The following is a 6000-nucleotide window of genomic DNA, read 5'->3' as shown; positions in this document are numbered from 1 at the left end:
GTCGTCCGGTGTTTTTTCTCCCCCCCCCCCCCCAACACCCCCCCCCCCCCCCCCCCCACCCCCACCTCCCCCCCCCCCCCCCCCAACACCCCCCCCCCCCCCCCCCCCCCCCCCCCCCCCCTTCCCCCCCCCCCCGCGGCCGTTGAGGCTTCTCATCCTTCTCTTATGCCGCCCTTATCCGTTCATCACGGTGCGTACTTAGCTTCACGCACATGTTCTTCACCTACCTGCGGCGCGAGTTGCGCCGCCGCAGAAAAGCGGCCCTCGTCGTGGCCTCCGGTCTCGCGCTCGGCATCGCGCTCGTCATCGTCGTCAGCTCCGTGTCGTCCGGCATGAAGCAGGCGCAGGGCAAAGTTCTTCAGTCGCTCTACGGGCTCGGCACCGACATGACCGTCACCAAGGCGGCCACCCCGCCCGAGGAGGGCAGCGGCTCGGCCGGGCGCCCGCGGTTCAAGTTCGACGCCAAGGACGCCGACGACGGCAAGGAGCAGAGCAGCGACCGCGTCATGGTGCAGGGCTTCCAGACCCTCTCCTCGTCCACCGTCACGAAGGTCGGCGGCCAGAGCGGCGTCGCGGACGCCGTGGGCGGGCTGAGCCTGCAGGTCATGAAGGTCAACGGCCAGTTCGAGCGCGGCGAGTTCGAGCAGGCGCCCGGGACCACCGGCAAGGCGCAGCCGCCCGGTGGCGGCGGTGGCGGCAGCGATCAGCAGGAAGGGCGGGTGCGCGGCGGTGGCGCCGACTTCGACGTCGACTCCTACAGCGTCTACGGCACGGACGTCAGCAAGCTCGACCTGGGCCCGCTGACCTCCTCGAAGATCAGCAAGGGGCGTACGTTCACGGGATCGGATTCCGACGCCGAGGTGGCCGTCGCCGACGCCTCGTACGCCAAGGAGGAGAAGCTCTCCGTCGGCGACACCGTCACCATCTCCGGCACCAAGATCGAGGTCGTCGGCATCGCGACGCCCGACAGCGGGGACGCCGCGGCCAACCTCTACCTCCCGCTCAAGCGCGCGCAGACCCTCGCGGACTCGAAGAACAAGATCACCACGGTGTACGTGAAGGCCGCGGACTCGCAGCAGATCAGCGCGGTCAAGAGCGCCATCCAGAAGAACGTCTCCGGGACGACCGTGACCACGTCGGCCGACCTCGCCGACACCGTCTCGGGCTCGCTCTCCACCGCGTCCGACCTCGCCTCCAGCGTCGGCAAGTGGCTGTCCATAGCGGTGCTCGTGGCGGCCTTCCTGGTCGCGGGACTGCTCACGTCGTCCGCCGTCAGCCGTCGTGTACGGGAATTCGGCACCCTGAAGGCACTCGGCTGGAAGAGCGGCCGTGTCACCCGGCAGGTCGTCGGCGAAGCGGTCGTCAACGGCCTGGTGGGCGGCGTGCTCGGCATCGCGGTCGGCCTCGGCGGCGCGTACGTGGTGACGGCGATCAGCCCCACCCTGACGGCGGAACTCGGCTCGGCGGGCGGCCAGTCGGGCGGCCAGTCGGGTGGCGGCCCCGGTGGCGCCATGGGCGGTGGCCCCGGTGGCGCGCTGAGCGAGTCGGCGTCGAAGGCCCTGGACATCTCGCTGACCGCGCCGGTCAGCGCCACCACCATCGCGTTCGCCGTCGGCCTCGCCGTGGGCGGCGGTCTCATCGCGGGCGCCTTCGGCGGCTGGCGTGCCTCGCGGCTGCGGCCCGCGGACGCCCTGCGCCGCGTCGAGTAGGCGGCCCCGGGCGGCCCTCACCGTGCCGTCCGCACTCTCACCGTGCCGCCAACCCCCTTACGTATCGCAGGAGTCACAGCATGTATCAGCTCAAGGGCGTCACCAAGCAGTACCGCAGGGGCAAGGAGACCGTCGACGCGCTCGCCGGGGTCGACCTGGCCATCGGCGACGGTGACCGGCTCGTCATCCAGGGCCCGACCGGCGGCGGCAAGTCCACGCTCCTGCAGATGCTCGGCGGGCTCGACCGGCCGACGTCCGGCAGCGTCGAACTCGACGGCGTCGACCTGGCCGCGCTGCCCGAGGCACGGCTGACCAAGGTGCGCGCCGAGTCCATCGGCTTCGTCTTCCAGTCCTTCAACCTGATCCCCACGCTCAGCGCCGAGGAGAACGTCGAGACGGCCCTGGTCCCGCTGGGCCTCGGCGCCGCGGACCGCCGCGAGCGTGCCGCGGACGCCCTGGCCTCCGTGGGCCTCGGCGAACGCCGCAGCCATCTGCCCGCCGAGCTCTCCGGTGGCCAGCAGCAGCGCGTGGCCATCGCGCGCGCCCTGGTCAAGCGGCCGAAGGTGCTGCTCGCCGACGAGCCGACCGGCAACCTCGACGAGTCCATGCGCGACGAGATCATGGAGCTGCTCGAAGGTCTCTGGACGGAACACGGCCTGACGTTCGTGATGGTCACGCACGACAGCGCCATCGCGCGGAAGGCGCCGCGGCTCGCGACGATCGAGCGCGGACAGATCAACGTCACGGAACGCGCCGACCGATGAACACTCTTCTGCCAACTCGTCACTTCTGACGCACTATTGAGCAGATGTTCGACCCTGGGCAATACTTCCTCGTCCAGGGGCGAGAGCCCCTTTGACCTCCAGGGGGAGACTTGCGCAGAAAAGTGAAGAGAGCCTACGGGGCCACGATCGCCACAGCGGCGGCCGTGGCCCTCGCCGCGGGCATGACCAGCCCGGCGTCGGCGGCGAAGCAGTCGCCGGACGCGGTAGCCGCGCAGTCGGCGGGCCTCAAGAGCGCCGAACGGACCGCGCACCGCATCACCCTCATCACCGGCGACCGCGTCACCGCCGACGCCAAGGGCCGCGTCACCGCCTTCGAGCGGGCGGAGGGGCGGGAGCGGATACCCGTACAGACCAAGCGCGTCGGCGGTCACAGCCTGGTGATCCCGGCCGACGCGCAGCACCTGATAGCCACCGGCAAGCTCGACCAGCGTCTCTTCGACGTCACCGAGCTGAGCAAGAAGGACAACCGCAAGGCCCAGAAGAAGGGCCTGAAGCTGATCGTCGGCTACAAGGGCGCCGCCGCCGGGGCCAAGGCCGATGTGCGCGCGGCGGGTGACACCACGGTCCGCAGGACCCTGAAGTCCCTCAACGCTGACGCCATCACGACGCCGAAGCAGGACGCCACCGACCTGTGGTCCGCGCTGATCGCCGACAAGGGCAGCGCCACCGCGTCCGGCGTCAGCCGCGTATGGCTGGACGGCGTCCGCAAGGCGAGCCTCGACAAGAGCGTGCCGCAGATCGGCGCCGACAAGGCGTGGGCGGCCGGCTTCGACGGCAAGGGCGTCAAGGTCGCCGTCCTGGACACCGGCGTCGACGCCACGCACGCCGACCTGAAGGACCAGGTCGTCGCCGAGAAGAACTTCACGCCGGCGGCGGACGCCAAGGACCGCTACGGCCACGGCACCCACGTCGCCTCCATCGCGGCCGGCACCGGCGCGAAGTCCGGCGGCAAGCTCAAGGGCGTGGCGCCCGGCGCCAAGCTCCTGAACGGCAAGGTCCTGGACGACAGCGGCTCCGGCGACGACTCCGGGATCATCGCGGGCATGGACTGGGCGGCCGAGCAGGGCGCCGACATCGTGAACCTGAGCCTCGGCGGCGGCGACACCCCCGGCATCGACCCGCTCGAAGCCCAGGTCGACAAGCTCTCCGCGGACAAGGGCATCCTCTTCGCGATCGCGGCGGGCAACGACGGGGAGCCCGGCAGCGTCGGCTCCCCGGGCAGCGCGGACGCGGCCCTCACGGTCGGCGCGGTCGACGACAACGACAAGCTCGCCGAGTTCTCCAGCCAGGGCCCGCGCGTCGGTGACGGCGCCATCAAGCCCGATGTCACCGCCCCCGGCGTGGACATCACCGCGGCCGCGGCCCCCGGCAGCGTCATCGACCAGGAGGTCGGCCAGCAGCCCGAGGGCTATCTGACGATCTCCGGTACGTCGATGGCGACCCCGCACGTGGCGGGCGCCGCAGCGCTGCTCAAGCAGCAGCACCCGGACTGGAAGTACGCCGAGCTCAAGGGCGCGCTGACCGCTTCCACGAAGGACGGCGGGCTCAAGTACACGCCGTTCCAGCAGGGTTCGGGCCGTATCGCCGTCGACAAGGCCATCAAGCAGTCGGTGATCGCCGAGCCGGTGTCGCTCTCCTTCGCCCCGCAGGCGTGGCCGCACACCGACGACAAGCCGGTCACGAAGAAGGTGACGTACAAGAACCTCGGCAAGGAGGACGTCACCCTCGATCTCGCCGTGACGGGCACGAACCCCAAGGGCGCCCCGGCTCCCGCGGGCTTCTTCAAGCTCGGCGCGAAGACGGTGAAGGTCCCCGCGGGCGGCAGCGCCTCGGTCGACCTGACCACCGACACCAAGCTCGGCGGAACGGTCGACGGCGCCTACTCCGCGTACGTCGTGGCGACCGGCGGCGGGCAGTCCGTGCGCACGGCGGCCGCGGTCGAGCGCGAGGTCGAGTCGTACGAGCTGACGCTGAAGCACATCGGGCGCGACGGCCAGGCCCCGAAGTACTACGACAGCGACCTGGAGGGCATCTCCGGGCTCGCCACCCAGAAGTCCTACAACCCGTACGACGCCTCCGGCACGGTCAAGCTCCGTGTCCCCAAGGGCGGTTACGTGCTGAACACCGGCATGTACGCCGACCCGACGGACTTCACCAAGGGCGCCGACTGGATCGCCCAGCCGAAGCTGAGCGTCACCAAGGACACGACGGTGACGCTGGACGCCCGCAAGACGAAGCCGGTCGACATCACCGTCCCGTCGGCGGACGCCAAGCCGTACTTCGCCTCGCCCGAGTTCTCGCTCGACACACCGCACACCGGCTACTCCTTCGGCTGGTGGCTCGACGGCGGGTACACCAACTTCCGGTCCGCGCACCTGGGTCCGCAGGTCACCGACGGCACGCTGTACCAGCAGTGGGACGGTCACTGGGTCAAGGGTGACCTCGCCGAGTACAACACCGTGGCCGGAGGCAAGGTCAAGCAGGTCGCCACGGGCTACACCAAGCACTACAAGGCGTCCGAGCTGACCACGGTGAAGGCGAACCTGGGCGCGTCGGCCAAGGGCAAGAAGGGCACGTTCAACGCCACGGGCTGGCTCCCCGGCAGCTCGGGCGGCTCCTCGATCGGCATCCCGACTGAGCTGCCCGGCACCCGGACGCTGTACCTGTCCACGGCCGACGACGTGAAGTGGAACATGGACTTCGAACAGCAGTCCGGGGTCGACCCGGACGGCTGGCCGATCCTCGACGCGGTCTACACGCTGGGCGCCGCGCAGAAGTTCGCGGCGGGCAAGAGCTACGAGAAGACGTTCAACACGGCCGTCTTCGGCCCGCGCATCGGCGGCAACTACGGCGTCTTCCGCCAGGACAACGAGATCATCGGCAACCTGCCGCTGTTCGCCGACGGCAAGACGCACGCGGGCTCCTCGCTCTACTCGTCGGTGAAGACGACCCTGCACAAGGGCGCCACCAAGATCGGCGAGAACGAGGACCCGCTGGTCGGCAGCGCCACGTTCAAGGTCCCCGCGGCCGAGGCGGAGTACAAGCTGGCGACGTCCGTGAAGCGCAGCGTCAAGGTCGCCGCGGCGTCCACCCGCATCGACGCGAGCTGGACGTTCCGCTCGAAGAAGGCCGACAACGCGACGCTGCCGCTCTCCACGGCGCGGTTCGCCGCGGCGGTCGACCTGAGCAGCAGGGCCAAGGCCGGCGAGACCCAGTCCGTGCCGGTGACGGTGCAGGGCGCGGCCGCGGGCTCGAACCTCAAGTCCCTTGCCGCGTACGTGTCGTACGACTACGGCCAGACCTGGAAGAAGGCCACCGTCAGCGGCGGCAAGATCAAGGTCAAGAACCCGGCCGCGGGCAAGGGCATCTCCTTCCACGCCAAGATCACGGACAAGAAGGGGAACAAGTCGACGCTGTCGATCTACAACGCGTACTACGGCAAGTAGTTCAGCGGGTGATCTGGTTCAGCGGCTGAACCAGCGCGGTCCCCGTGCCCCTCAGGGGCG

The 6000-nt window shown here is 70.2% G+C and carries 3 protein-coding genes; all 3 read left to right on the top strand.

All coding sequences use genetic code 11. From position 1 onward, the window contains the following. Nucleotides 1-212 precede the first annotated feature (212 nt). The 3 genes from ACZ5U5_RS18745 (at nt 213) to ACZ5U5_RS18735 (ending at nt 5940) form a co-directional block, all read left to right on the top strand. Nucleotides 213-1709, top strand: a complete 1497-nt coding sequence (locus ACZ5U5_RS18745) for an ABC transporter permease (protein WP_469022805.1) — start codon at nt 213-215, stop codon at nt 1707-1709. Between the two features lie 80 nt (nt 1710-1789). Continuing rightward, the gene (locus ACZ5U5_RS18740; protein WP_469022802.1) at nt 1790-2473 is read left to right on the top strand and encodes an ABC transporter ATP-binding protein; all 684 of its coding nucleotides are present in this window, start codon (nt 1790-1792) and stop codon (nt 2471-2473) included. A gap of 122 nt (nt 2474-2595) precedes the next feature. After that, complete coding sequence (locus ACZ5U5_RS18735) at nt 2596-5940, top strand: S8 family peptidase (RefSeq protein ID WP_469022800.1); 3345 nt, start codon at nt 2596-2598, stop codon at nt 5938-5940. Nucleotides 5941-6000: the final 60 nt, after the last annotated feature.

The sequence above is a fragment of the Streptomyces sp. NPDC033177 genome (genome assembly GCF_055577715.1).
Note: the sequence above shows the minus strand (reverse complement) of the source record. Positions and strands in the feature narration are given on the sequence as shown.

Coding starts and splice junctions, on each gene's coding strand:
- ACZ5U5_RS18740 (WP_469022802.1), top strand. CDS start 1,790: ATGTATCAGCTCAAGGGCGTCACCAAGCAGTACCGCAGGGGCAAGGAG.
- ACZ5U5_RS18745 (WP_469022805.1), top strand. CDS start 213: ATGTTCTTCACCTACCTGCGGCGCGAGTTGCGCCGCCGCAGAAAAGCG.